The organism is Cedecea sp. Ae19-4 (assembly GCF_059801165.1).
Genome location: NZ_JBCHWG010000003.1, coordinates 278503 through 301341 on the forward strand (window position 1 = coordinate 278503; position 22839 = coordinate 301341).

A 22839-nucleotide genomic window follows, 5' to 3' on the forward strand; every position below is an offset into this window, starting at 1 on the left:
GGTTTATCGCTGCGGCAAATAACGCAGCGGGTTTACGGATTTCCCCTTGTAACGAATTTCAAAATGCAATCGTGTAGAACTGGTTCCGGTGCTACCCATGGTAGCTATTTTTTGCCCCGCCTTAACTTCTTCTTGTTCCCGGACCAGCATTGTATCGTTATGGGCGTAGGCACTCAGATAATCATCGTTGTGTTTGATGATGATTAGATTACCGTAACCACGCAGCGCGTTACCGGCATATACCACGCGCCCTGCGGCGGTCGCGATAATGGCCTGTCCTTTACTGCCAGCGATATCGATCCCTTTGTTGCCCCCTTCGGTTGCCGCAAAGTTTTCGATGATCTTACCGTCGGTCGGCCAGCGCCAGGTTGAAATTGGCGAGCTGTTAGACGTACTGCTGACGGTAGGTTCGGTAGAGCTAACCACAGGTGCCGTCACCGGTGCTGTGACAACAGTCTCAGCTGGCTTATTGCCCGGTAACATTTTAGTAGCACTCTGTTCACCTGAATCCTCAGAATACGTAATTGTCGGTTTAGAAGCAACTACCCTGGTTGAGTTTTGTTCAACCGGCGTCGCGACGCCCTGCGCGCGTGCATCGGCGGCGGTCACCGCGTTACCACCGGTGATTGGCGTGCCGGAGGCGTTGCCGACCTGGAGGGTTTGCCCTACTTCCAGACCGTATGGCGCCGGTACGTTGTTGCGCTGCGCCAGGTCACGGAAGTCGTTCCCGGTAATCCACGCAATGTAGAACAGAGTATCGCCGCGTTTAACGGTGTAGGTGCTGCCGCCCGCGTAGCTTCCTTTAGGGATGTTGCCGTACTGACGGTTGTAGACAATGCGGCCATTTTCAGTCTGTACAGGCTCTGACGCTACGGGCTGGGCCTGAGGCTGGCGAACCGGTTGAATTTGTGGCTGCTGCACGGGTTGAATCTGAGGTTGCTGGATCGGAGCGGACATTGTCGGTGGCTTCGTCACCAGCAGGCTGCCGGTTGAAGAGCCTGAAGAACTGCCATTGCCGCCAACGGAACTGATCGGCGCCTGGGTATTATTATTGCTTGTACAGCCTGCCAGCCAAAGGCTGGTTAGCGTCAACATCGCCGCCCGGCGTAAAGTAAAAGTTGGGCTTCCCGCGCTCATTTATCCCCCAAAATGATAACAACCAGATATGCATAAAACACTGTAGAAAAGCGGCGTAATCCACGCCAGCTTTTGCTGAATTCGGCTACGTTACGCCGAATTGGCAGCAAAAAAACCGGATATTTCCGGGTTATGCTAATTCGCCGCGTACTAAGGGCACAAAGCGAACAGCTTCTACCGTGTCGATTAAAAATTCATCCCCGTGGCGCCGCACGCGCTTCAAAAACTGCCGGTCGTCCCCCACGGGTAAAACAAGAATGCCGCCGTCATCCAGCTGCGACAGCAGCGCAGTGGGAATTTCCGGCGGTGCCGCTGTCACAATGATAGCGTCGAACGGCGCTTTTGCCTGCCAGCCCTGCCAGCCATCGCCGTGACGGGTCGAAATATTGTGTAAATCCAGCTGCTTCAGGCGACGCCTGGCGTGCCATTGCAGCCCTTTGATACGCTCAACGGAGCAAACATGCCCTACCAGATGCGCCAGAATCGCGGTCTGGTAGCCAGACCCGGTGCCAATTTCCAGCACTTTTGACTGCGGCGTCAGCTCCAGCAGCTCCGTCATCCTCGCTACCATATACGGCTGAGAGATAGTCTGACCAGACCCAATAGGTAACGCGGTATTTTCCCAGGCTTTGTGTTCAAACGCTTCGTCGACAAACTTCTCACGCGGCACCTGTGCAATAGCCTCAAGAACCTGTTCATTCTTGATGCCCTGGGCACGTAATTGATCGAGAAGAGCCTGTACGCGTTTGCTTACCATTGCGCCTCAACTCCGGCTTTTTCAAGCCAGTGGCCAACGACTTCATGGGCGCTATGTGCGGTTAAATCGACATGCAGCGGCGTCACAGACACATAGCCTTCGTCGACGGCGGCAAAGTCGGTGTCCGGTGCAACATCCAGTTTTTCCCCCGGTGGACCAATCCAGTACACCGTGTTGCCACGCGGATCTTCCTGGCGAATCACCTGGTCTGCCGGATGACGGCTGCCGCAGCGCGTGACGCGAATGCCTTTGATTTGGTCCAGCGGTAAATCTGGAACGTTGATATTCAGAATGCGCCCGGTGCGCAGTGGCTCCCGAGCCAGCGCCCGGAGAATAGAGCAGGTGACAGCCGCAGCGGTCTCATAATGCTCATGGCCATCCAGCGAGACGGCCAGCGCCGGGAGCCCCAAATGACGCCCTTCCGTCGCCGCCGCAACGGTGCCGGAATAGATAACGTCGTCGCCGAGATTTGGCCCGGCGTTGATGCCCGACACCACAATATCCGGGCGCGGATGCATCAAAGCATTGACGCCGAGATAGACACAGTCCGTCGGCGTTCCCATTTGAACGGAGATATCCCCGTTGGCGAGGGTAAAGGTTCTAAGCGATGACTCCAGCGTCAGTGAGTTTGATGCGCCGCTGCGGTTTCTGTCCGGCGCCACCACCTGCACCTCGGCAAATTCACGCAACGCCTTCGCCAGCACCTGAATACCAGGCGCATGGACTCCGTCATCGTTACTCAGCAATATTCGCATAATCACCCGCTGTGTTCATGAGTTCCCTGACAACGCTGGTGGCAAAACTTCCCGCCGGTAACCAGAAGTTCAGCTCGACGGTGACATCATCCCACCAGTTCCAGCTCAGCTCTTTCGGCTGAACCAGCATCGCACGGCGCGCCGCTTCCACTCGCTCACGCTTCAGCAGCCCCAGCAGAATCTCTTCATCCGCCACGGATTGCTGCTCAAAAGCCAGCGCTGCATTTTGCGTTCCCCACTCGCCATCGCCCGGCAGCGAAGCGGTGATCAGCAGTTCGCCGTCATTCACTCGCTGTTGCAGGCCAGGAAGTTCTTCCGGAGTCGCCACAAACCAGCTGCCGCGCCCTGCCAATTGTAGCGCATCGCCATCAACAACTTGATTAAAGTCTGTTTTTTTCAGGCGCTGGCTAACAATCTGATTAAACAACGCGCTGCGGGCTGCCGACAACCAAAAACTGCGTTTATTTCTGTCGCGCAACGGCGCATTGCTTTCAGCCCAGCGTTTCGCCTGATGCAGGTTATTGCCGCCGATGCCAAAACGCTGGCTGCCGAAATAGTTAGGCACACCCTGCTCCGCTACGGCCTGCAGGCGCTGCTCCATCTCGTGGCGATCGCTTACCTCGCGCAGCACGAGGGTAAAGCGGTTTCCCTTCAGAGCGCCTAAGCGCAGCTTGCGGCGGTGGCGAGCAAACTCCAGCACCTGACAGCCTTCGAGCGTAAAAGCGCTCATGTCCGGCATCTCTTTGCCCGGCAGGCGAACGCAGAACCACTGTTCGGTCACCGCATGTTTGTCTTTTTGCCCGGCAAAGCTGACTTCGCGCGCATGAACTTTAAGGAATTTCGCCAGAGCATCGGCCACGAAACGTGTATTGCAGCCGCTTTTCAGAATGCGCAGCAGCAGATGTTCACCGTCACCGTCCGGGCCAAAGCCCAAATCTTCGATCACCACGAAATCTTCTGGGCTGGCCTTGATGACGCCGCTGCCCTGCGGCTTGCCGTGCAGCCACGTCAGGTTCTGCATGTCCATTACTTGCCGGCCTTGTGCAGCAGCGCCACGGCTTCGCAGGCAATACCTTCGCCGCGGCCGGTAAAGCCGAGTTTCTCGGTGGTGGTTGCTTTGACGTTGACGTCATCCATATGGCAGCCGAGGTCTTCGGCAATAAACACGCGCATCTGCGGGATGTGCGGGGCCATTTTCGGCGCCTGGGCGATAATCGTCACATCTACGTTCCCGAGGGTAAAACCTTTGGCCTGAATCCGGCGCCAGGCTTCACGCAGCAGCTCACGGCTGTCCGCCCCTTTAAAAGCAGGATCGGTGTCCGGGAACAGCTTGCCAATATCCCCCAGTGCGGCGGCACCCAGCAGCGCATCGGTCAGGGCATGCAGAGCAACGTCGCCGTCGGAATGAGCCAGCAGCCCTTTCTCGAACGGGACACGAACGCCGCCAATAATAATCGGGCCTTCGCCGCCAAAAGCATGAACATCAAAACCATGTCCAATACGCATTATAAATTCTCCGTTTGGGTTAACCGCGTAAGATAGAAAGCCGCCAGGGCGAGATCTTCAGGGCGAGTCACCTTGATATTATCCGCCCGGGCGCTAATCAGTTCTGGATGAAAGCCGCAATATTCGAGGGCCGACGCTTCATCGGTAATAGTGGCACCTTCATCCAGCGCGCGCAGCAGGCAGCTGCGCAAAAGTTCGAGAGGGAAAAGCTGCGGCGTCAGGGCATGCCAAAGATCTTCACGATCAACCGTATGGGCAATCAGCCCTTTGCCGGGCTCGCCCCGCTTCATGGTGTCGCGAACCGGGGCCGCCAGAATACCGCCGACTTTGCTGCCGGTGGTAATCGCCAGCAGGTTATTCAGGTCGTCCCGGTGCAGGCAGGGGCGTGCGGCATCGTGCACCAGCACCCATTCAGCATTACCTGCGGCCTGCAGGCCAGCCAGCACGGAATCTGCACGTTGCTTGCCGCCAGTCACCACGGTGACGCGAGGATGGGTTGCCAGCGGTAAAGAGGAAAAATAGGTGTCGTTGGGGCTGAGAGCCACGATCACCTGGCCCACGCGCGGATGCGCCATCAGGCTAGCCACCGCGTGTTCGAGAATCGTTTTGTCGCCGATGTGTAGGTACTGCTTAGGACATTCCGTTTGCATACGGCTGCCGATACCGGCGGCCGGTACCACGGCAATTACGTCCGGGGAGGAGTCTGCCATGCCTTTCACTTATGCTGAGTTATCGATTATTTTGCCCGGCGTTGGAGGTATTACCGTTGGCTGCGCGTTTGGAGGCATCCGGTACCAGGCGGTAGAAAGTCTCTCCCGGCTTGGTCATGCTGAGTTCGTTGCGAGCGCGCTCTTCGATCGCTTCCTGGCCGCCGTTGAGGTCGTCAATTTCGGCAAAAAGCTGATCGTTGCGAGATTTTAGTTTGGCATTGGTTGCCTGCTGCGCAGCGACATCTTCGCTGACGCGCGTGTAATCGTGTACGCCGTTTTTTCCGAACCACAGCGAATACTGAAGCCAGACCAGCAAGGCCAGCAACAGCAGCGTTAGTTTACCCATCCTGCCCCCTGAAAAACGGCACAATCATCCCACAACTTTTTCGTCGACTCCACTGCGGCAAGCCACCCTGCGCGCCAAATCGCGCCAGAATTTACCACATAACGCGAATTCATGCGCGATTGGAGCAAGTTTAGCTTAACGTTGCCCATAAATAGTCTGTTACGGTTTGACGCAGTTCGGCACGGCTAACCCATAAGCCACATGAAGAGCACGCCGAACATCAGCGCCACGGAGAGCAGCGTAGCCACACAGCTGAACAGCAGCTTGCCACGCAAGATGGAGTGCAGGGCAATCCCCACCACCACCGCGACCGGCATCAGCGCCAGGAAGAATGGCCAGGTGTAGAGGAAGAAAAAGAGCGTGTTGGGGCCATAGACCAAAAAGGGAATACCTAGCGCCAGCAGCCACGACAAAAAGCCGATAAACGCCCCGGGCAGTGACCAGGTTGTTTCCTCGACCGTCGGGCTGGGTTCAGCCTGAGAGATAACGATATTCGTGCTGTTGCGCATAACTGATTTCATAACCCTGATGGCCGGAAGCGTTATGCTTCCGGGCGTCTTCAGCAATTGATGATATCGTCGCGACGCAGCAGGTCTAATATTTGGGCCACTAAATTTGTTACTAATTGTTCGCCGTCTAAGTGAATTTCGGCCCGCAACGGCGCCTCATACGCCGAATCAATCCCGGTAAAATTCTTCAGTTCCCCAGCCCTGGCCTTCTTGTAAAGCCCTTTAGGATCGCGCGTTTCGCAAATGGCTAACGGCGTGTCCACAAACACTTCGTAGAAACGCCCTTCCCCGGCCCGCTCGCGCACCATTTGCCTTTCAGCCCGGTGAGGCGAGATAAACGCGCTGAGCACGACCAGGCCCGCATCCACCATCAGGCCAGCCACTTCGCCAACCCGCCGGATGTTCTCCTTGCGGTCCTCATCGCTAAAGCCCAGGTCGCTGCACAAGCCGTGGCGAACGTTGTCGCCATCAAGCAAGTACGTGCTTACACCAAGTTTATGCAGCTCTTGCTCAAGGGCACCGGCTACGGTCGATTTCCCGGAGCCGGACAAGCCGGTAAACCACAGCACCGCGCCGCGGTGCTTGTGCAAGGCTTCACGCTGCTCACGCGTCACCGGATGAGCATGCCAGACCACGTTTTCATCATGGTCGGCCATTATTTGCCTCCCAGCAGATCGCGCGCGCCCCAGTGTGGGAAGTGGCGACGCACCAGGGCATTAAGCTCAAGCTCAAACGCGCTGTAGGCCGAAGGTTCCTGATAAACCTCTGTCTGCGGCTCGCGCACCATGCCAGCGCCGACGGTCACGTTGCTCAGTCGGTCAATGAAAATCAGCCCGCCGGTCACCGGGTTGGACTGATATTTATCGAGCACCAGCGGCTCATCGAAGGTGAGATCCACCAGCCCAATTCCGTTCAGCGGCAAACTTTCTACCACGCGCTGAGTCAGCGAGTTAATTTCAACCTGGTACTGAATATTGTCGACGCGCGCACGGGTTTTCTTCCCGGCGATTTTGATATCAAAGCTCTGGCCCGGTACCAGCGGCTGTTCCGCCATCCAGACGACATCCACTTTCGCGCTCTGCACCGCGGCCAGCGATTCCGTCGCTTCCACCAGCAGATCGCCCCGGCTGATGTCGATTTCGTCTTTCAGCACCAGGGTAATCGCTTCCCCCGCGCCGGCTTGTTGCAAATCTCCATCAAAAGTCACGATTTGGGCGATGCTGGATTCGACGCCAGACGGCAGCACTTTGACGCGCTGGCCTACGCTAACAGTGCCGGAAGCGAGCGTCCCCGCATAGCCGCGGAAGTCGAGATTAGGGCGGTTCACGTACTGCACCGGAAAGCGCATTGGCTGCTGCTCCACGCCGCGAATAATCTCTACCGTTTCCAGCACTTCGAGCAGCGTCGGGCCGCTGTACCACGGCATTTGAGCGCTGGCGCTGGCGACGTTATCCCCTTCCAGCGCGGAAAGCGGCACAAAACGGATATCCAGGTCCGCCGGCAGCTGTTGAGCAAAGGTCAGGTAATCCTGCTTGATCTGCTCGAAGGTCTGCTCGCTGAACGCCACCAGATCCATCTTGTTGATCGCCACCACCAGATGCTTGATCCCCAGCAGCGTGGAGATAAAGCTGTGCCGACGGGTTTGATCCAGCACACCTTTGCGGGCGTCGATCAGCAGGATCGCCAGGTCGCAGGTTGATGCCCCGGTCGCCATATTGCGGGTGTACTGTTCGTGCCCCGGCGTGTCGGCAATAATGAATTTGCGTTTCTCGGTGGAGAAATAGCGGTAGGCCACGTCGATGGTAATGCCCTGCTCGCGCTCGGCCTGCAGGCCATCCACCAGCAACGCTAAGTCGAGCTTCTCGCCCTGCGTGCCGTGACGTTTGCTGTCGGTATGCAACGACGAGAGCTGATCTTCATAAATCTGGCGTGTGTCGTGCAGCAGGCGGCCAATCAGGGTGCTTTTGCCGTCATCGACGCTGCCGCAGGTCAAAAAGCGCAGCAGGCTTTTGTGCTGCTGGGCGTGCAGGTAGGCTTCGACGCCGCCTTCATCAGCGATTTGTTGTGCAATAGTGGTGTTCATCTGGCGGCTCCTTAGAAATAACCCTGACGTTTTTTCAGCTCCATCGAGCCGGCCTGGTCGCGGTCAATCATGCGTCCCTGGCGTTCACTGGTAGTGGAAACCAGCATCTCTTCGATGATCTCCGGCAGCGTCTGCGCGGTTGACTCCACCGCGCCGGTCAGCGGCCAGCAGCCCAGGGTACGGAAGCGCACCATACGTTGTTCAATCACTTCACCCGGCTGCAAATCGATACGATCGTCGTCAATCATCATCAGCATACCGTCGCGCTCCAGCACGGGACGCGGTGCCGCCAGATACAGCGGAACGATGTCGATATTTTCCAGGTAGATGTACTGCCAGATATCCAGTTCGGTCCAGTTAGAGAGTGGGAACACGCGAATACTTTCGCCTTTATTTATCTGGCCGTTGTAGTTATGCCACAGCTCAGGCCGCTGGTTTTTTGGGTCCCAGCGGTGGAAGCGATCGCGGAAAGAGTAAATACGTTCTTTCGCACGGGATTTCTCTTCATCGCGGCGCGCGCCGCCAAAGGCAGCATCAAAACCGTATTTATTCAGCGCCTGCTTAAGCCCTTCGGTTTTCATGATATCGGTATGCTTGGCGCTGCCGTGAACGAACGGGTTAATACCCATCGCTACACCTTCAGGATTGCGGTGTACGATAAGATCGCAGCCGTAGGCTTTCGCCGTGCGGTCACGGAATTCGTACATTTCGCGGAATTTCCAGCCGGTATCAACGTGCAGCAGCGGGAACGGCAGCGTACCTGGGTAGAAAGCTTTACGGGCCAAATGCAGCATGACCGAAGAGTCTTTCCCAATGGAATACATCATCACCGGATTAGAAAATTCGGCAGCGACCTCACGGATAATATGGATGCTTTCAGCTTCCAGTTGCCGCAAGTGAGTGAGTCGTTTTTGGTCCATAACCTTCCCTTAAGCAGATGCGCCGCGGCCGTTCATCGCAGCCGCTTGAGATTTAATCTAAGGGGACTATAAGTCTTGGGCTTATTTGTTATGAAATTACGAATTGGAATGACTAGTTCCCGAAAAGAATAACGCCGCGGCAAAGCTAACGACAAAATGTGCTTAACCAGTCGTTTTTTCGCGGGTTTAAGAGCAAATGAAATTGTTTAACCTGGCTCACAGTTTCATACTAACGGCGCTTAAAATTTCCGACTAATAAAGATGAATAAGGACGTACTATGTTTTCCGCATTGCGCCGCTCGGTGATTTGCCTGGCGCTGGGCGCGTGCTTTAGCTTTCCCGCAGTGGCGAAGGTCACGCAGCAAGGCGACCTTGCCGACCAGCAAACCCGCCATATCGCGACTTATTTTCCGGGCCGAATGACCGGCAGCCCTGCCGAAATGCTGGCCGCAGACTATATTCAGCAGCAGTTTAAAAGCTGGGGATACCAGAGCGATATTCGCCAGTTTAATACCCGCTATATCTACACCACGAAAGCGGGACATCAGACCTGGCATAACGTCACTAGCAGCAGCGTGATTGCCGCCCGTGAAGGTAAACTGCCGCAGCAAATTATTATCATGGCGCATCTGGACACCTATACGCCGCTCAATGATAAAGACGTGGACAATAATCTCGGCGGCCTCACGCTGCAGGGCGTGGACGATAATGCTTCCGGCCTTGGCGTCATGCTGGAGCTGGCCGAGCGCCTGAAAGATATTCCTACCCGCTACGGCATCCGCTTTATTGCCACCAGTGGAGAAGAAATTGGCTCCCTGGGTGCGAAAAATATTCTGGAGCGCATGAGCAAAGCGGAGCAGGCCAACACGCTGCTGGTGATCAACCTGGACAGCCTGATCGTTGGCGATAAGCTCTACTTCAATAGCGGGGCATCAACGCCTGCGGCCGTGCGTAAACTGACCCGCGATCGCGCGCTGACGCTGGCTCATCGCGCCGGGATTCAGGCCACCAGCAATCCGGGACTGAATACGAAATACCCGAAAGGCACCGGCTGCTGTGGCGATGCTGAACCATTCGACAAGGCCGGGATCCCGGTGCTGTCCGTGGAAGCCACCAACTGGACGCTTGGGGCGAAAGACGGTTATCAGCAGCGTAGTAAAAACAAGGCATTTCCAGACGGTACCAGCTGGCATAACGCCACGCTCGACAACCTCGAGTATCTGGATAAAGCGCTGCCGGGCAGAATTAAGCGCCGCAGCCATGACACGGTGCGTATTCTGCTCCCGCTGGTGAAAGAGTTGGCGAAGGCCGGGAAGTGATTTTCCCCTCGCCGCAATGGCGAGGGGGTATTTATTCGTGCAAACCGCACTCGCGTTTCAGGCCAAAGAAGCGCGTCTCTTCTTCTGCCATGCCAGGTTCCCATTTACGGGTGGTGTGGGTATCGCCGACGGACAAATAGCCCTGATCCCAGAGCGGATGGTACTTCAGCCCGTGCTCGGTCAGGTACTGGTAAACCGTGCGGTTATCCCAGTCGATGATCGGCAGAATTTTAAAGACTTCACGCTGTACGGCCAGCACCGGCAAATTGGCGCGGCTGCCGGACTGTTCACGACGCAGGCCAGCAAACCAGGTTTGCGCCTCCAGCGTTTTCAGCGCGCGGTTCATCGGCTCAACTTTGTTGATGTCGTTGTAGCGCTCAATGCCCTCCACGCCCTGCTCCCACAGTTTGCCATAACGCGCTTCCTGCCAAGCCGGGCTTTCGGTCGCGCGGAACACCTGCAAATTCAGCTTCAGCTTGTCGGTAAGCTCGTCGATAAACTGGTAGGTTTCCGGGAACAGATAGCCGGTATCGGTCAGGATCACCGGGATATCGGGGCGCTGCTGCGTGACCAGATGCAGACACACGGCGGCCTGAATGCCGAAGCTGGACGAGAGCACAAATTCCCCTGGCAGATTTTCCAGCGCCCAGGTCACGCGCTGCTGCGCGCTAAGTTTTTCCAACTGAGCGTTGACTTCGGCGAGCGCCATGACGCGTTCGACTTTAGGAAGGGCGTTCAGTTCGTTTAAATCAAGTACGGACATACGTGCCTCACTTAGTAATCAATGACCCTTACCCCGGCCCTCTCCCTGGAAGGGAGAGGGGGAAGCGAAGCCAGGCAATCGTTATGCTAATCCCCTCTCCCCTTTGGGGAGAGGGTTAGGGTGAGGGGAAAAAACTAGTCCCACAAATCCCTGGCCGGATCGAGCACCGGGCGAATAATCCCAGCGCGTACGGTAAAATCACCAAAGCCTTCGTCGGTCTCACGTTCTTTCGCCCAGCGGCCCACCAGCTCATCAATCGAGCTGAGGATCTCCGGCTCGGTGATGTTTTCGCGGTACATGCGCGGAATACGCGTCCCGATACGGTTGCCGCCAATGTGCAGGTTGTAGCGCCCTGGCGCTTTCCCCACGAGGCCAATTTCGGCCAGCATCGCGCGGCCACAGCCGTTCGGGCAGCCGGTAACACGCATCACAATGTGCTCATCCGGCACTTTGTGTTTATCCATCACCTGCTCAACTTTGGTGACAAACTCCGGCAGGAAGCGTTCGGCTTCCGCCATCGCCAGCGGGCAGGTCGGGAACGCCACGCAGGCCATTGAGTTCTCACGCTGCGGCGTAACCGCATTCATCAAGCCAGACTCGGTTGCCAGCTTCTCAATTTTAGCCTTTTCGCTTTCCGGCACACCGGCGACGATCAGGTTCTGGTTTGCCGTCAGGCGGAAATCACCTTTGTGGATCCTGGCTATCTCCAGCAGACCGGTTTTCAGCGGTCGCCCAGGGTAATCCAGGATGCGGCCATTTTCGATAAACAGCGTCAGGTGCCATTTGTCGTCAATGCCCTTCACCCAGCCAATACGATCGCCGCGGCCGGTAAATTCGTATGCGCGGGTTGGCTCAAACTTGATGCCAGCGCGGCGCTCAACCTCCGCCTTAAACACATCAACGCCAACGCGCTCAAGGGTATATTTGGTTTTAGCATTTTTACGGTCGGTACGGTTTCCCCAGTCGCGCTGGGTTGTCACCACCGCTTCCGCTACCGCCAGAGTATGCTCCAGCGGAATGTAGCCGAATTCGCTTGCCGTGCGGGCATAGGTATTTTTATTCCCGTGCTCGATGGACAAGCCACCGCCGACCAGCAGGTTGAAGCCAACCAGCTTGCCGTTTTCCGCAATCGCGATGAAGTTCATGTCGTTGGCGTGCAGATCCACGTCGTTCTGCGGCGGGATTACTACCGTAGTTTTAAACTTACGCGGCAGATAGGTCGGCCCCAGAATCGGCTCTTCGTCGGTGGTGGCGATTTTTTCTTTGTCCCACCAAATTTCGGCGTAGGCGCGGGTGCGCGGCAGCAGGTGCTCAGAGAGCTTTTTCGCCCATTCGTAGGCTTCCTGATGCAGCTCAGACTCCACCGGGTTAGAGGTACACAGCACGTTACGGTTCACGTCGTTGGCCGTCGCCAGCGCGTCCAGGCCCACCTCGTGCAGCATTTCATGCGCGGGCTTGACGTTCTTCTTCAGAATGCCGTGGAACTGGAACGTCTGGCGGTTGGTCAGACGAATGCTGCCGTAGATAGTCTTATCTTCGGCAAACTTATCAATAGCCTGCCACTGCTGGGTGGTGATAATCCCCCCCGGCAGGCGACAGCGGAGCATCATCGCGTGACGCGGCTCCAGCTTCTGCTCAGCGCGTTCGGCTCGAATATCACGGTCATCCTGCTGATACATGCCGTGGAAGCGGATCAGCAAGAAGTTGTCGCCGTTGAAACCGCCGGTCAGGCCATCCTGCAGATCTTCTTTAATGGTGCCGCGCAGAAAATCGCTGTCGCGCTTCAGGCGTTCGGCGTCGACCAGTTTGCCTTCGACCACCAGAGGGCCAGGGTGTTTTTCACTCATTAGTAGACATCTCGCTGATAACGGCGCTCAACGCGCAGCTCACTTAAAAATTCATCTGCCGCTTCGGTGTCCATGCCACCGTGGACGGCAACCACTTCCAGTAACGCCTGCTCAACGTCCTTCGCCATACGGTTGGCGTCGCCGCAGACGTAAATGTGGGCACCTTCCTGAATCCAGCGCCACAGTTCCGCGCCTTTCTCGCGCAGTTTGTCTTGTACGTATATTTTATGCTGCTGGTCACGGGACCAGGCTAAATCGATGTTCGTCAGCAGGCCGTCTTTGACGTAGCGCTGCCATTCCACCTGATAAAGGAAATCTTCGGTAAAGTGCGGGTTGCCAAAGAACAGCCAGTTCTTACCGCCAGCGCCGTCGCTGTCGCGCTGCTGAATAAAGGCGCGGAACGGGGCGATGCCGGTGCCGGGGCCAATCATAATGACCGGGGTTTCAGGGTTGGCCGGTAAGCGGAAGTTATCGTTATGTTCAATGAACACGCGCACTTCGCCATCTTCCTCAAGGCGGTCTGCCAGGAAACCTGAAGCGCCACCGCTGCGGGCACGGCCTTCGATGTCATAGCGCACCGCGCCCACGGTAATGTGGACTTCGGTTTCAGCTTCCGCCTGCGAAGAGGCAATAGAATAAAGGCGCGGCGTGAGCGGACGCAGCAGGCCAGTCAGCTGTTCAGCCGTCAGTTCTGCCGGGGCGTAGCGCGCCATGTCCACAATCGGCGTGGTCTGTGCGTAATGCTGTAATTTGGCTTTATCGCCCACCAGCTCCAGCAGCGCCGTATTGCGGGTCAGTTGGGCGTAGTTTTCAACGATATTGCCGGTGTTGACCGTCAGCTCGAAGTGCCACTGCAGCGCTTCGCTTAACGGCAGCGTTTTGCCATCGACGGTGACGCTTTCATCGCCTTTCAGCCATAGCAGATCCGTCAGCTCTTTCACCAGCGCCGGATCGTTCTGATACCAGACGCCAAGCGCATCGCCCGGCTGATAGCGCAGGCCGGAGTCGCCAAGATCGATTTCGATATGGCGCACGTCTTTATCGGAGTCACGGCCGGTGATTTTCTGGTTCACCGCAAGCGTGGCGGTCAACGGTGATTCTTTGCTGTAAGGGCTGGTGAAGATTTCGTTGCTCACGCCCGTGGCCGTCGCGGCAGCCTGAGCCGGTGTTTCGGCCGGGACGCGGGATTTCAGCAGTTCAACGATTTGGCTGCGCCATGCCTGGGCCGCAGGCTGGTACTCTACGTCGGTATCAACGCGATCCAACAGGCGCTCGCCGCCTAATTCAGCCAGTTTACTGTCGAAGTCTTTGCCGGACTGGCAGAAGAATTCATACGAGCTGTCACCGAGGCCAAAGACGGCAAACGCGGTGCCGTTCAACTTCGGTGCTTTTTTCGAGAACAGGAATTTGTGCAGGGCCACGGCCTCTTCAGGCGGCTCGCCTTCCCCTTGTGTGGAACTGACGACAATCAGCAGTTTTTCCTGGGCAATTTGTTTGAATTTGTAGTCGCCCGCGTTCACCAGATTGACGTTCAGCTTCGCCGCCAGCAGGTCGTCCCGCAGCTGCTCACTCACGCGGCGTGCGTTGCCGGTCTGCGACGCGGAAATTAGCGTAATCACTGGGACTTCTGCCGCAGGGGCCGGATCCGCCGCGACAGCACCAGGCTGCTGGTTAATCATTCCCCAGAAATAACCGGATAACCAGGCCAGCTGAGTGGTTGAAAAATCAGTGGTCGCCGCCTGAAGGCGTGCCAGCTGGTCCGGCGTTAACGGCAGCAAAGCGCTCGGTGGAACCTGAGAAGTCATACGTATTTAGCTTCCAGTAGCAAAGGGCAAAAAAGGGCTTACAGACTGTAATGAGTCAAGGTTAACCAGCAGGTTATCAACAATTAAAGAAGGGATGGAAATAATAAATAACTAAAACGACTAATCGTTTTTTCAGGTAAATCATAGTGTTAAAAGTGATTACCTAACTACCTGATGAATATAAGATTTCAGCGCATTCACCGCTATTTACACCATGCTGCAGGGCAATGCGCCGTTTAGTTAATGCGAAAAATAGTCCATTCCGCTATCATGCGGCGGTTTTTTGAATTCCAGAGAGTCGAATGATGTCCACCACCCTGTTTAAAGATTTTACCTTCGAAGCCGCCCACCGCCTGCCGCACGTCCCGGAAGGTCACAAATGCGGTCGCCTGCATGGCCACTCCTTTATGGTGCGCCTGGAAATCACCGGCGAGGTAGATCCTTATACCGGCTGGATCATGGACTTCTCCGAGCTGAAAGCCGCGTTTAAGCCAACCTACGATCGCCTCGATCACTATTATCTGAACGATATTCCTGGGCTTGAAAATCCCACCAGCGAAGTGCTGGCGAAATGGATTTGGGATCAGATGAAACCTGTTGTGCCACTGCTAAGCGCGGTGATGATCAAAGAAACCTGCACCGCAGGCTGCGTCTACCGCGGCGAATAAGCTAAAAAAAGTCCGGAAATCACTCCGGACTTTTCCTCTCTGCGTCCCCCATCAAGCTAATTTTCATCCCACTTTGGTAAGCTGCGACGTCGCAACTAAAAGGTGCACGGGATGGCCACTACAGATTTCGATATTATCGTCGTTGGCGCGGGGATCGCAGGCTCCTGCTGCGCGGTAGAGTGCGCGCGCGCCGGGCTAAATGTTCTGCTTGTTGAGCGGGCAGCTCAGCCGGGAGGCAAAAACCTGTCGGGCGGCAGGCTTTACACCGCCGCGTTTGATGCCCTCTTTCCTGATTTTTCTCGCGCCGCCCCACTCGAACGCTGTATCACCCATGAAAAACTCTCCGCGCTGACGGCAGAAACGTCCACGACGTTGAGTTTCCAGCACCCTTCGGCAGCGTCATACAGCGTGCTGCGTGCCCGGCTGGATCCGTGGCTGTTCCAGCAGGCTGAACAAGCGGGCGCGCAGTGCCTGACGGCGACTCAGGTCGATAGCCTGCATGTTGAAAGCGGCGCGGTGAGCGGCGTGGTGATCGAAGGCGAAGTGCTGAGCGCCAAAGCCGTGGTTATCGCCGAAGGGGCCAATACCCTGCTGGCGGAACAGCACAAGCTGTTGCACAAGTTACCCGAGCACAGCGTTGCCGTTGGCGTGAAAGAAGTGCTGGCGCTACCGAAAGAAGATCTCGAGAACCGCTTCTCGCTTGAAGGTAACGCCGGTGCCGCCTGGCTGTTCACCGGCGGCATCTGCGGTGAACAGCCTGCGGGCGGGTTCCTCTATACCAATCTCGATACGCTGTCTGTCGGCATAGTCTGCCCGCTCTCTTCAATTCGGGCTGCCTCTACTTCACTTCCCGATCTGCTGGAAAACTTCAAGCAGCACCCGACGCTGCGCCCGCTTCTGCGCCGTGCCGAGCTGGTGGAATACGGCGCGCATCTGATTCCTGAATGTGGCCTGAACGGGCTTCCCGAGCGCCTGGCCGGCCCCGGCTATTTGCTTGTGGGCGACAGCGCCCGTTTCTGTATCAATACCGGTTTCACCGTGCGCGGCATGGATTTGGCGGCGCTTTCGGCAAAAGCGGCGGCGCAAACGCTGATTCAAGCGCTACAAGAAAATATCAGTGTCGATCTTCATCAGGCGTACCGCCACCAGTTGGCGTGCACTTCGCTGTGGGCGGTGCTGGAGCGCTATCGCAAAATGCCTGATTTTTTACAAACGCCGGGGCTGTTTCAGGACTATCCGCACCTGCTGGCTGAGCTGCAGCGTGATATCTTTAATCCCCAGTATTCACCGCCGCCACGACTCAGCAGCCTGCTGTGGAAACATGCCCGCAAAACGGGTATTTCCAGACTGGTTAAAGACATTTTTCGCGGAGGGCGCAGCCTGTGAACCTGCATGAGAAACTGGCCAGGAACGCCTGGCAACCTGCGGAGAAACCACACATTGTCCCCGCAGATAATCCCGATATCGAACAGCTTACTCTGCTGGTACGAGCCTGCCCCGCCGGGCTATACCGACAGAAAGAAGACGGCAGCCTGCACATTGATACCACCGGCTGCCTGGAGTGCGGCACCTGCCGCCTGCTGTGCGACGAACAAACCCTCAGCCGCTGGCGCTACCCGCCCGCAGGCTGCGGCATCCAATTACGCTTTGGTTAATGGAGTCCAAGCTGTGTCCCTGATGTCCCTACTCAAGCAACACCCGCTGATTGCAGCGGTAAAAGATAACCAGAGCCTGCAGCTGGCGCTGGAATCCGACTGCCAGGTAATTTCCGTACTGTACGGCAATATCTGCACCATTACCGGCATCGTGCAGCAAATTAAGAAGGCGAATAAATACGCGCTGGTGCACGTCGATTTACTGGAAGGGACATCGAATAAAGAGATTGTGATTAACTTTCTGAAACTGGTGACCCAGGCCGACGGCGTGATCAGCACCAAAGCGCCAATGGTGAAAGCGGCCAGGGCGCAGGGGTTCTTTGCCATTCACCGGCTGTTTATCGTCGATTCCATCTCTTACCACAACATCGATAAACAGGTGGCCCAGTCGAACCCGGACTGCATCGAGATCCTGCCGGGATGTATGCCGAAAGTGATGAAATGGGTCACAGAAAAAATCGACCTGCCGGTGATTGCCGGTGGCCTGGTGTGCGACGCGGAGGACGCCAACAACGCACTCAGCGCCGGGGCGTTGGCTATCTCCACCACCAATACCGGCGTCTGGCAGTTGGCTAAATATCTTCCCTGACACAGGTTTGCAGCTCGGTTAGTACCGGCAGCAGGTCATCGACGATCCCCACATCGGCGTGGCGGAAAATCGCCGCCTGCGGATCGTTGTTGATGGCAACAATGAACCGGCTGTGAGCAATACCGCTGATAAAGGCCGGTGCGCCGGAGACACCTGCCGCAATACAAACGTCTGCGGCAACCTGGGTACCGGACATCCCCAGCAGTTTGTCCATGCTGCACCAGGCGTGCATCACCGCTTCGCGGCTGGCGCCGGTTTCCATGCCCAGCCCGCAGGCAATCTTCTCTACCTGCGCCATGGCTAGAGGGCTGCCAACTCCCCGCCCCACCGCCAGCACAAGCCTGGCATCGGCCAGGCCGGATTCGGCTTCATCGGCAATTGCCCCGGATTCAAGCAGCCAGGCGGGCTTCTGTGCTGCCACGGGAATCGGTACATACTCGATCTCCGGCTGCCAGGTTTTGGCTCCCGGCGCGGCGACTACGCTCAGGCACCAGGGCTTATTGTGCAGTTGAAGCTCAGCCACCAGCGCGCCGCCATAGGCGTTTTTGCGCACCACCTGCCGGGCAAAATCCGCGTCGTTAATCGCGCTCCACGCCTCCCCTTGCAGCCGGTGAGCCAGCCGGGTGGCAAGCTCCGCGCCCTGCCAGCCAGAAGGGAATAACAGCATGTCTACTGGGGCAGGCACGAAATGGGTATACAACCCCTCCAGCAGCGGCTCGCTGAGTTCACTCTCCGGCAGCAGCCAGGCTTCGACATGTTCTGGTGCCATTTCACTGCACGCAATGAAATGCCCTATCTCACTGAGCGCCGACGCTTGCCTCGCTTCAGGCAGAACCAGGGCAATTTTCATGATTTCATCCTTTTACGTAGCCAGTCGCGGTAGAGGCTGCGGACCTTTTCGCGCACATCGCTGCCCTGAATGATTAAGCCGCCGCGCTGCCGCTGAGGGTGATCCAGCCCGACCAGAGGAGAGAATGCCTCCTCATGACCAGGGACTTTCACAGGCAAGACCTCAACGTCCGAAGCTTTCACCGCCAGCTTTTGTCGCAGGCCAGGCGTTCTAAGGCAGTAATCTCCACGGCTTTCAATCATCAGCACCGCAGGCAGCCGCACGGTCAGGCTGCGTTTTCCTGCGCCGTGCCGCTGTTTCAGGCAAAGCTGCTGCCGTTCAGCATCGAGCGTGAAATCACAGACCTGAGTGAAACACGGCCAGCCCAGCTGTTCGGCGAGGTAAAACCCCATCTGGCCGCTGTTACCTTCGGCGCTGCGTGAGCCCATGACCACCAGAGATTGAGAATGTTGCTGCTGCCATGCGGCCAGCAAGGCAGCCACTGAGGCGGGAGAAAAAGTCAGCTCGTCATCCGGCTGCAGCCGAACGGCTCGCAGGAACCCCAGCGCTTTGAACTGGCGAAGAAAGCTGTCCGCACGCTCGTGACCAATGCTTAAGGCGGTAAGGTTTAAGCCTTCAGCCTGACGCAGCAGTATCTCCGCGGCAGCAGCCTCATCTTCTCCCAGACAAGGGCGCGTTATCGAGGTGTCCAGGCTGCCCTGTCCGGCGGTCAGCCAGTCTTTTTCCGCCAGCATGGCGAGGTCTGGCTCGGCCTTAAAGGCTAACAGAATGTTCATGATTCACCCCCGGCGGCTGCTCTTTATTCCCGGACGCGGCCACAAGGCTCATGTTTCGCGTTTCCGGCGCCCAGAAGACGGAAACCAGCAGGCCCAGCATCAGAACCGCGCTCAGCAACAGCATGGTGTTTTGCACCCCGAAGGAGACCAGCGCCACCGGCAGCAGTCCGGTGCTAATTGCCGAACCCAGGCGGCTCATCGACGTCGCAAACCCTACGCCCAGCGAGCGAATATCCGTCGGGAAACTCTCAGCGGGGAGAACGCCGACCAGGTTGCTGACCGCCGAAATGGTCAGCGTAAAAACAAAGAACAGCAGCAGGATGAGGGTGCCGTGTTGTTCCGGCACCAGCGCCAGTGCGGTAAGGCTGAAGAACAGCACCAGAAAACCGCCGATCAGGAAGCCGCGTCTTGAGCAGCGGTGGGTCAGCACCAGGCCCGCGATCGCGCCCACCACCAGCACCACATTCAGCAACAGGCTGGCGGTCAGGCCATCCTGCATACCCAGCAGCCCGGTAATGGACGGCAGCCAGGTATAAATCGCAAACCACGGGATCACCAGGCAAACAAAGAACAGGCTATTAAACGCGGTACGCCGCCAGTATTGCCCGGAAAACAACGTGCGGAGATGGCGGGAAGTTGGCACCGCAATCTCATCGCTAATAACAACATGTTCGCCGAAGCAGCGGCGCACAATCTGATGCGCTTCGGACACCCGCCCCTGGCGAAGCAACCAACGAGGAGATTCCGGGGTGCCCCAGCGCAAGACAGTGATTAACAACGCAGGTAACGCGGCCGACGCCAGCAGCCAGCGCCAGGCTTCCGGCCCGCTCTCCACTAGCTGATGCCCAATGAGGCTCGCCAGCACATAACCCAGCGTCCAGACCACGCTAAAAGCGCCGAGCAGCACACCACGATGTTTGCGCGGGGCAAATTCGGCCAACATGGTGTGGCCCACGGAGTAGTCGCCGCCCAGCCCGATGCCAATCAGCACCCGCAGCAGAATCAACTGCTCTACGTTACTAACGAAAAATTGTAAAAAGGAGGCCAGTGTGATGAGCACGAAGCTGAAGTTAAAGATTTTCTGACGACCAATATGATCGGAGATCCAGCCCAGCACCAGGCTGCCCAGAAACAGCCCAAACAGCGCCGAGCCGCCCACTAATCCTTCCTGAAGCGGCGTCAGGCTCATTTGCGGCGCAATCATCACCAGCGCAAAGCCAATTACGCCGAGCACGTAGCCGTCCGTCAAGTGAGCGCCGAAGGTCAGCCCGGCAATGCGTAAATGAAAGCGATTAAGCGGCAGGTCATCCATACGAACCGGTTCGGCGTGCATACTGATTCCTTTGTCGATCCGTAAATGAAGAGGTCGGCTCCTGAGAGCCGACCCGTGCGGTTATGTGCGATTATTTTTCAATCGGCCAAATCGTGCCGGTGTTCATGATGCCGTTCGGATCGTACTGATCTTTCAGGCCCTGCATGATTGGCCAGGCGGTACCGTGCTCCAGCCTGGACCAGTGCACGCGGTGCTTGCCGATCCCGTGGTGGTGCACCATCGAGCCGCCGAGGCGAATCGTCTCTTCCACGATGATTTTGTTCAGCGGATTGTGGTACTTGTCGATCTCCTCTTCCGGCTTGCAACCCACCACGTTGTAGTCGTACACGAAGTACATGTTGGTGCCGTTGATGTAGCTGTGGGAAGAGTGGCCGCCCAGCATAGTGATATCACCCGCATGTGGGAACTCGTTGCGAATGCGCTCGATCACATTGTGGTAAATCTCATTAATGCAGCTCCAGCTGCCAGAAACTTCCGTGGTAAAGCCCATGTTGCCGGTTTTCAGGATCTGCACACGTTCGGCGGCCACTTTGTCTGGCCCCCAGTTCAGGTTGTTGAACCAGGTTTCGATGAGCTTGCTGTCCACTTTCTTGCATTCCGGGTGGCGGGCAACAATTTCTTCGATGCCCGCGCCGGTCGCTTCAGCCAGGCGCTTAGAGCCTTCTGCCATAAAGATCAGCACGCATTTGCCGTCGGCAAAATGGGTGAAGTGCTGGGTGCCATCTTCGGCGTCATACAGGCGGGCAATCGACGGACGGTAGCCTTCCACCATCACTTCACGCAGGATGTTGAACCCGGTCTTCATGTTGTCGAGGATGTAGCCGTAGAACAGGTTGTTTTCCGGCATGTACTTGAAGATTTTTACCGTTACTTCGGTGATGTAGCAGAGCGCCCCTTCGTTGCCGATGATCACGTGGCGAATGTCCGGGCCAGCGGCACGGCGCGGCACGTTTTTAATGCGAGTGATGCTACCGTCCGGGAATACGGCTTCCAGACCAACCACCATGTCCTCAATCGCCCCGTACAGGGTTGAGAACTGGCCGATGCTGCGGGTTGCCACAAGGCCGCCCATTTGTGCCAGCGGTTTGGACTGCGGCGAGTGGCCGGTGGTGTAGCCTTTTTCACGCAGGGCATCTTCCAGCACTTCCAGCGGCACGCCGCACTGGGCGGTGGCCTGCATGTTTTCAATGTCGATATCGACAATCTTGTTCAGCCCGGAGCCATCCAGCACCACGGAGTTTTTCACCACCGCTTCCAGGCCGCCTTCCGTTGCGGAAGCGCCGGTTCGCGGGATACAGGTGATGTGGTTGCTGTTCAGAAACGCCAGTACGCTGGAGACTTGCTCAGTGTTCTGCAGTTTCACTACCGCGGCCGGCAGCGGCTGAGTGTACACGCCATGAATATCCGCATATTTTCTGAACCGGTCGATACTGTTTTTCTGTAATACTTTTTCATCGGTAATAACCTGCTGCGGACCAACGATTTCTTTTAATTGATCCACAATTGCTTCGCGAGATAAAGACATGACAACTCCTTCCTGACAAATAAGGGAATACGGATATAAATAAGAGAAAGCAGGAACCACCCTGCGAAAACTACCTGACTAAATAACCACCATCAACGACTAACAAATGGCCATTAACATAATCTGAAGCACGGCTGGATAAATAAACCATTGCCCCCATAAGATCCTGCGTTTCACCCCAGCGGTTGGCTGGAATATGATCCAGTACGCGCTTGTTGGTTTCCGGATTTTTACGCGTTTCGGTAGTAATATCGGTGGCATAATAACCAGGCGCAATACCGTTCACCTGAATATTATATTGGCCTAATTCATCGCAATACGCTTTCGTTAAACCGGCCAGCGCGTGTTTTGTGGCGGAATAAGCCGGAGACCATTGGCCGCCAAGATAAGAAAATAGCGAACAGATATTAATAATTTTTCCGTGCTTTTGCGGAATCATCACTTTGGCCGCCTCGTGACTTAATTCGAACGCCGCGGTCAGGTTGATGTTGATCATCGGGTCCCAGTCGGCGCGGCCGAAATCCAGCACCTTGTTGAGCTTACAGATCCCGGCGTTGTTGACCAGAATATCCACCGAACCAAAGGTTTCCAGGCACTGGGCGATGACCTGAGCCGGGGCACCTTTCTCCGTGATATCCACGGTCATAAACGCCACTTTTACGCCTTGTTGTTCAATTAGTTGACGCGTTTCGCCTTTCTCTTCCACCACCGTTGGAATAAACACATTCGCGCCAGCCTTAGCCAGCGCCATGGCGAAGGCCTGCCCCAGCCCGCTGTTACCGCCGGTGACAATCGCCGTCTTCCCCTTGAGCGAGAAGAAGTCCAGTGAGAATTCGTTGAGTGCGCTGAGCGACATGATGAACTCCTTAAATTTTTTAAACGCAAAAAAAATGAGAAAAGCAAGCTCCCCCCGAAAGGGAAGTTACTTTTCTCATCGTCTCTAGTAACTGACTAAAATAAGTATCACAGCGGTGGGGGCATGTTGT

General features: G+C 56.5%; 24 protein-coding genes. 5 read left to right on the forward strand and 19 right to left on the reverse strand.

Features of this window, described 5'->3' with window-relative positions; translation table 11 throughout:
* Positions 1-3: 3 nt before the first annotated feature.
* The 11 genes from nlpD to cysD form a co-directional block, all read right to left on the reverse strand.
* Entirely contained in the window at positions 4-1137 is a 1134-nt protein-coding gene (gene nlpD, locus AAIE02_RS19270; protein ID WP_034809052.1) for a murein hydrolase activator NlpD, read from the reverse strand.
* A gap of 130 nt (positions 1138-1267) precedes the next feature.
* The gene (locus AAIE02_RS19275; RefSeq protein ID WP_008458329.1) at positions 1268-1894 is read right to left on the reverse strand and encodes a protein-L-isoaspartate(D-aspartate) O-methyltransferase; all 627 of its coding nucleotides are present in this window, start codon (positions 1892-1894) and stop codon (positions 1268-1270) included.
* Entirely contained in the window at positions 1888-2649 is a 762-nt protein-coding gene (gene surE, locus AAIE02_RS19280) for a 5'/3'-nucleotidase SurE (protein ID WP_336983582.1), read from the reverse strand. The genes AAIE02_RS19275 and surE overlap by 7 nt, the downstream gene beginning before the upstream one ends.
* A complete protein-coding gene (gene truD, locus AAIE02_RS19285) occupies positions 2630-3676 on the reverse strand; it encodes a tRNA pseudouridine(13) synthase TruD (protein ID WP_008458331.1) in 1047 nt (348 codons plus the stop codon). The genes surE and truD overlap by 20 nt, the downstream gene beginning before the upstream one ends.
* On the reverse strand, positions 3676-4155 hold the full coding sequence (gene ispF, locus AAIE02_RS19290) for a 2-C-methyl-D-erythritol 2,4-cyclodiphosphate synthase (RefSeq protein ID WP_008458332.1): 480 nt from the start codon (positions 4153-4155) through the stop codon (positions 3676-3678). The genes truD and ispF overlap by 1 nt, the downstream gene beginning before the upstream one ends.
* Complete coding sequence (ispD, locus tag AAIE02_RS19295; protein WP_498533068.1) at positions 4155-4865, reverse strand: 2-C-methyl-D-erythritol 4-phosphate cytidylyltransferase; 711 nt, start codon at positions 4863-4865, stop codon at positions 4155-4157. Before ispD ends, ispF begins: the two co-directional genes overlap by 1 nt.
* A 19-nt stretch (positions 4866-4884) precedes the next feature.
* Entirely contained in the window at positions 4885-5211 is a 327-nt protein-coding gene (ftsB, locus tag AAIE02_RS19300; RefSeq protein WP_008458337.1) for a cell division protein FtsB, read from the reverse strand.
* Between the two features lie 185 nt (positions 5212-5396).
* Positions 5397-5720, reverse strand: coding sequence for a DUF3561 family protein (locus AAIE02_RS19305; protein WP_008458338.1), 324 nt, complete (start codon positions 5718-5720; stop codon positions 5397-5399).
* 50 nt (positions 5721-5770) lie between these two features.
* Positions 5771-6376 (reverse strand): adenylyl-sulfate kinase, encoded by a 606-nt coding sequence (gene cysC, locus AAIE02_RS19310; protein WP_039287155.1) that lies wholly within the window; start codon positions 6374-6376, stop codon positions 5771-5773.
* Positions 6376-7803, reverse strand: a complete 1428-nt coding sequence (gene cysN, locus AAIE02_RS19315; RefSeq protein WP_498533069.1) for a sulfate adenylyltransferase subunit CysN — start codon at positions 7801-7803, stop codon at positions 6376-6378. Before cysN ends, cysC begins: the two co-directional genes overlap by 1 nt.
* 11 nt (positions 7804-7814) lie before the next feature.
* On the reverse strand, positions 7815-8723 hold the full coding sequence (gene cysD, locus AAIE02_RS19320; RefSeq protein ID WP_008458345.1) for a sulfate adenylyltransferase subunit CysD: 909 nt from the start codon (positions 8721-8723) through the stop codon (positions 7815-7817).
* 278 nt (positions 8724-9001) lie between these two features.
* Here cysD and AAIE02_RS19325 point away from each other — a divergent pair, with 278 nt between their 5' ends.
* Positions 9002-10042, forward strand: coding sequence for an aminopeptidase (locus AAIE02_RS19325; RefSeq protein WP_498533070.1), 1041 nt, complete (start codon positions 9002-9004; stop codon positions 10040-10042).
* Positions 10043-10073: 31 nt separating this feature from the next.
* On the opposite strand, the gene cysH is transcribed toward AAIE02_RS19325, so the two are convergent.
* From cysH to cysJ, 3 genes are all read right to left on the reverse strand, one after another.
* Complete coding sequence (gene cysH, locus AAIE02_RS19330) at positions 10074-10805, reverse strand: phosphoadenosine phosphosulfate reductase (protein ID WP_166995604.1); 732 nt, start codon at positions 10803-10805, stop codon at positions 10074-10076.
* A gap of 134 nt (positions 10806-10939) precedes the next feature.
* A complete protein-coding gene (gene cysI / locus AAIE02_RS19335) occupies positions 10940-12652 on the reverse strand; it encodes an assimilatory sulfite reductase (NADPH) hemoprotein subunit (protein WP_336983580.1) in 1713 nt (570 codons plus the stop codon).
* The gene (gene cysJ, locus AAIE02_RS19340; RefSeq protein WP_336983579.1) at positions 12652-14457 is read right to left on the reverse strand and encodes an NADPH-dependent assimilatory sulfite reductase flavoprotein subunit; all 1806 of its coding nucleotides are present in this window, start codon (positions 14455-14457) and stop codon (positions 12652-12654) included. The genes cysI and cysJ overlap by 1 nt, the downstream gene beginning before the upstream one ends.
* Before the next feature lie 302 nt (positions 14458-14759).
* Here cysJ and queD point away from each other — a divergent pair, with 302 nt between their 5' ends.
* From queD to AAIE02_RS19360, 4 genes are all read left to right on the forward strand, one after another.
* Positions 14760-15125 (forward strand): 6-carboxytetrahydropterin synthase QueD, encoded by a 366-nt coding sequence (gene queD / locus AAIE02_RS19345; protein ID WP_162473299.1) that lies wholly within the window; start codon positions 14760-14762, stop codon positions 15123-15125.
* Between the two features lie 111 nt (positions 15126-15236).
* Positions 15237-16511, forward strand: a complete 1275-nt coding sequence (locus tag AAIE02_RS19350; RefSeq protein WP_336983578.1) for an FAD-dependent oxidoreductase — start codon at positions 15237-15239, stop codon at positions 16509-16511.
* Positions 16508-16780: a ferredoxin family protein gene (locus tag AAIE02_RS19355; protein WP_166868277.1), complete on the forward strand. Its 273-nt coding sequence runs from the start codon at positions 16508-16510 to the stop codon at positions 16778-16780. The genes AAIE02_RS19350 and AAIE02_RS19355 overlap by 4 nt, the downstream gene beginning before the upstream one ends.
* A 13-nt stretch (positions 16781-16793) precedes the next feature.
* The gene (locus AAIE02_RS19360) at positions 16794-17369 is read left to right on the forward strand and encodes a glycerol-3-phosphate responsive antiterminator (protein WP_008458359.1); all 576 of its coding nucleotides are present in this window, start codon (positions 16794-16796) and stop codon (positions 17367-17369) included.
* On the opposite strand, the gene AAIE02_RS19365 is transcribed toward AAIE02_RS19360, so the two are convergent.
* The 5 genes from AAIE02_RS19365 to AAIE02_RS19385 form a co-directional block, all read right to left on the reverse strand.
* The gene (locus AAIE02_RS19365) at positions 17353-18219 is read right to left on the reverse strand and encodes an electron transfer flavoprotein subunit alpha/FixB family protein (RefSeq protein WP_336983576.1); all 867 of its coding nucleotides are present in this window, start codon (positions 18217-18219) and stop codon (positions 17353-17355) included. The genes AAIE02_RS19360 and AAIE02_RS19365 overlap by 17 nt on opposite strands.
* Positions 18216-18995, reverse strand: coding sequence for an electron transfer flavoprotein subunit beta/FixA family protein (locus tag AAIE02_RS19370; protein ID WP_498533071.1), 780 nt, complete (start codon positions 18993-18995; stop codon positions 18216-18218). The genes AAIE02_RS19365 and AAIE02_RS19370 overlap by 4 nt, the downstream gene beginning before the upstream one ends.
* The gene (locus AAIE02_RS19375; RefSeq protein ID WP_205246576.1) at positions 18973-20328 is read right to left on the reverse strand and encodes an MFS transporter; all 1356 of its coding nucleotides are present in this window, start codon (positions 20326-20328) and stop codon (positions 18973-18975) included. Before AAIE02_RS19375 ends, AAIE02_RS19370 begins: the two co-directional genes overlap by 23 nt.
* Positions 20329-20398: 70 nt before the next feature.
* Positions 20399-21853 carry an FAD-binding oxidoreductase gene (locus AAIE02_RS19380; protein ID WP_008458367.1) on the reverse strand — a complete coding sequence of 485 codons (1455 nt, stop codon included), beginning with the start codon at positions 21851-21853 and terminating at the stop codon, positions 20399-20401.
* A gap of 70 nt (positions 21854-21923) precedes the next feature.
* Positions 21924-22709, reverse strand: coding sequence for an SDR family oxidoreductase (locus AAIE02_RS19385; RefSeq protein ID WP_008458368.1), 786 nt, complete (start codon positions 22707-22709; stop codon positions 21924-21926).
* Positions 22710-22839 lie beyond the last annotated feature (130 nt).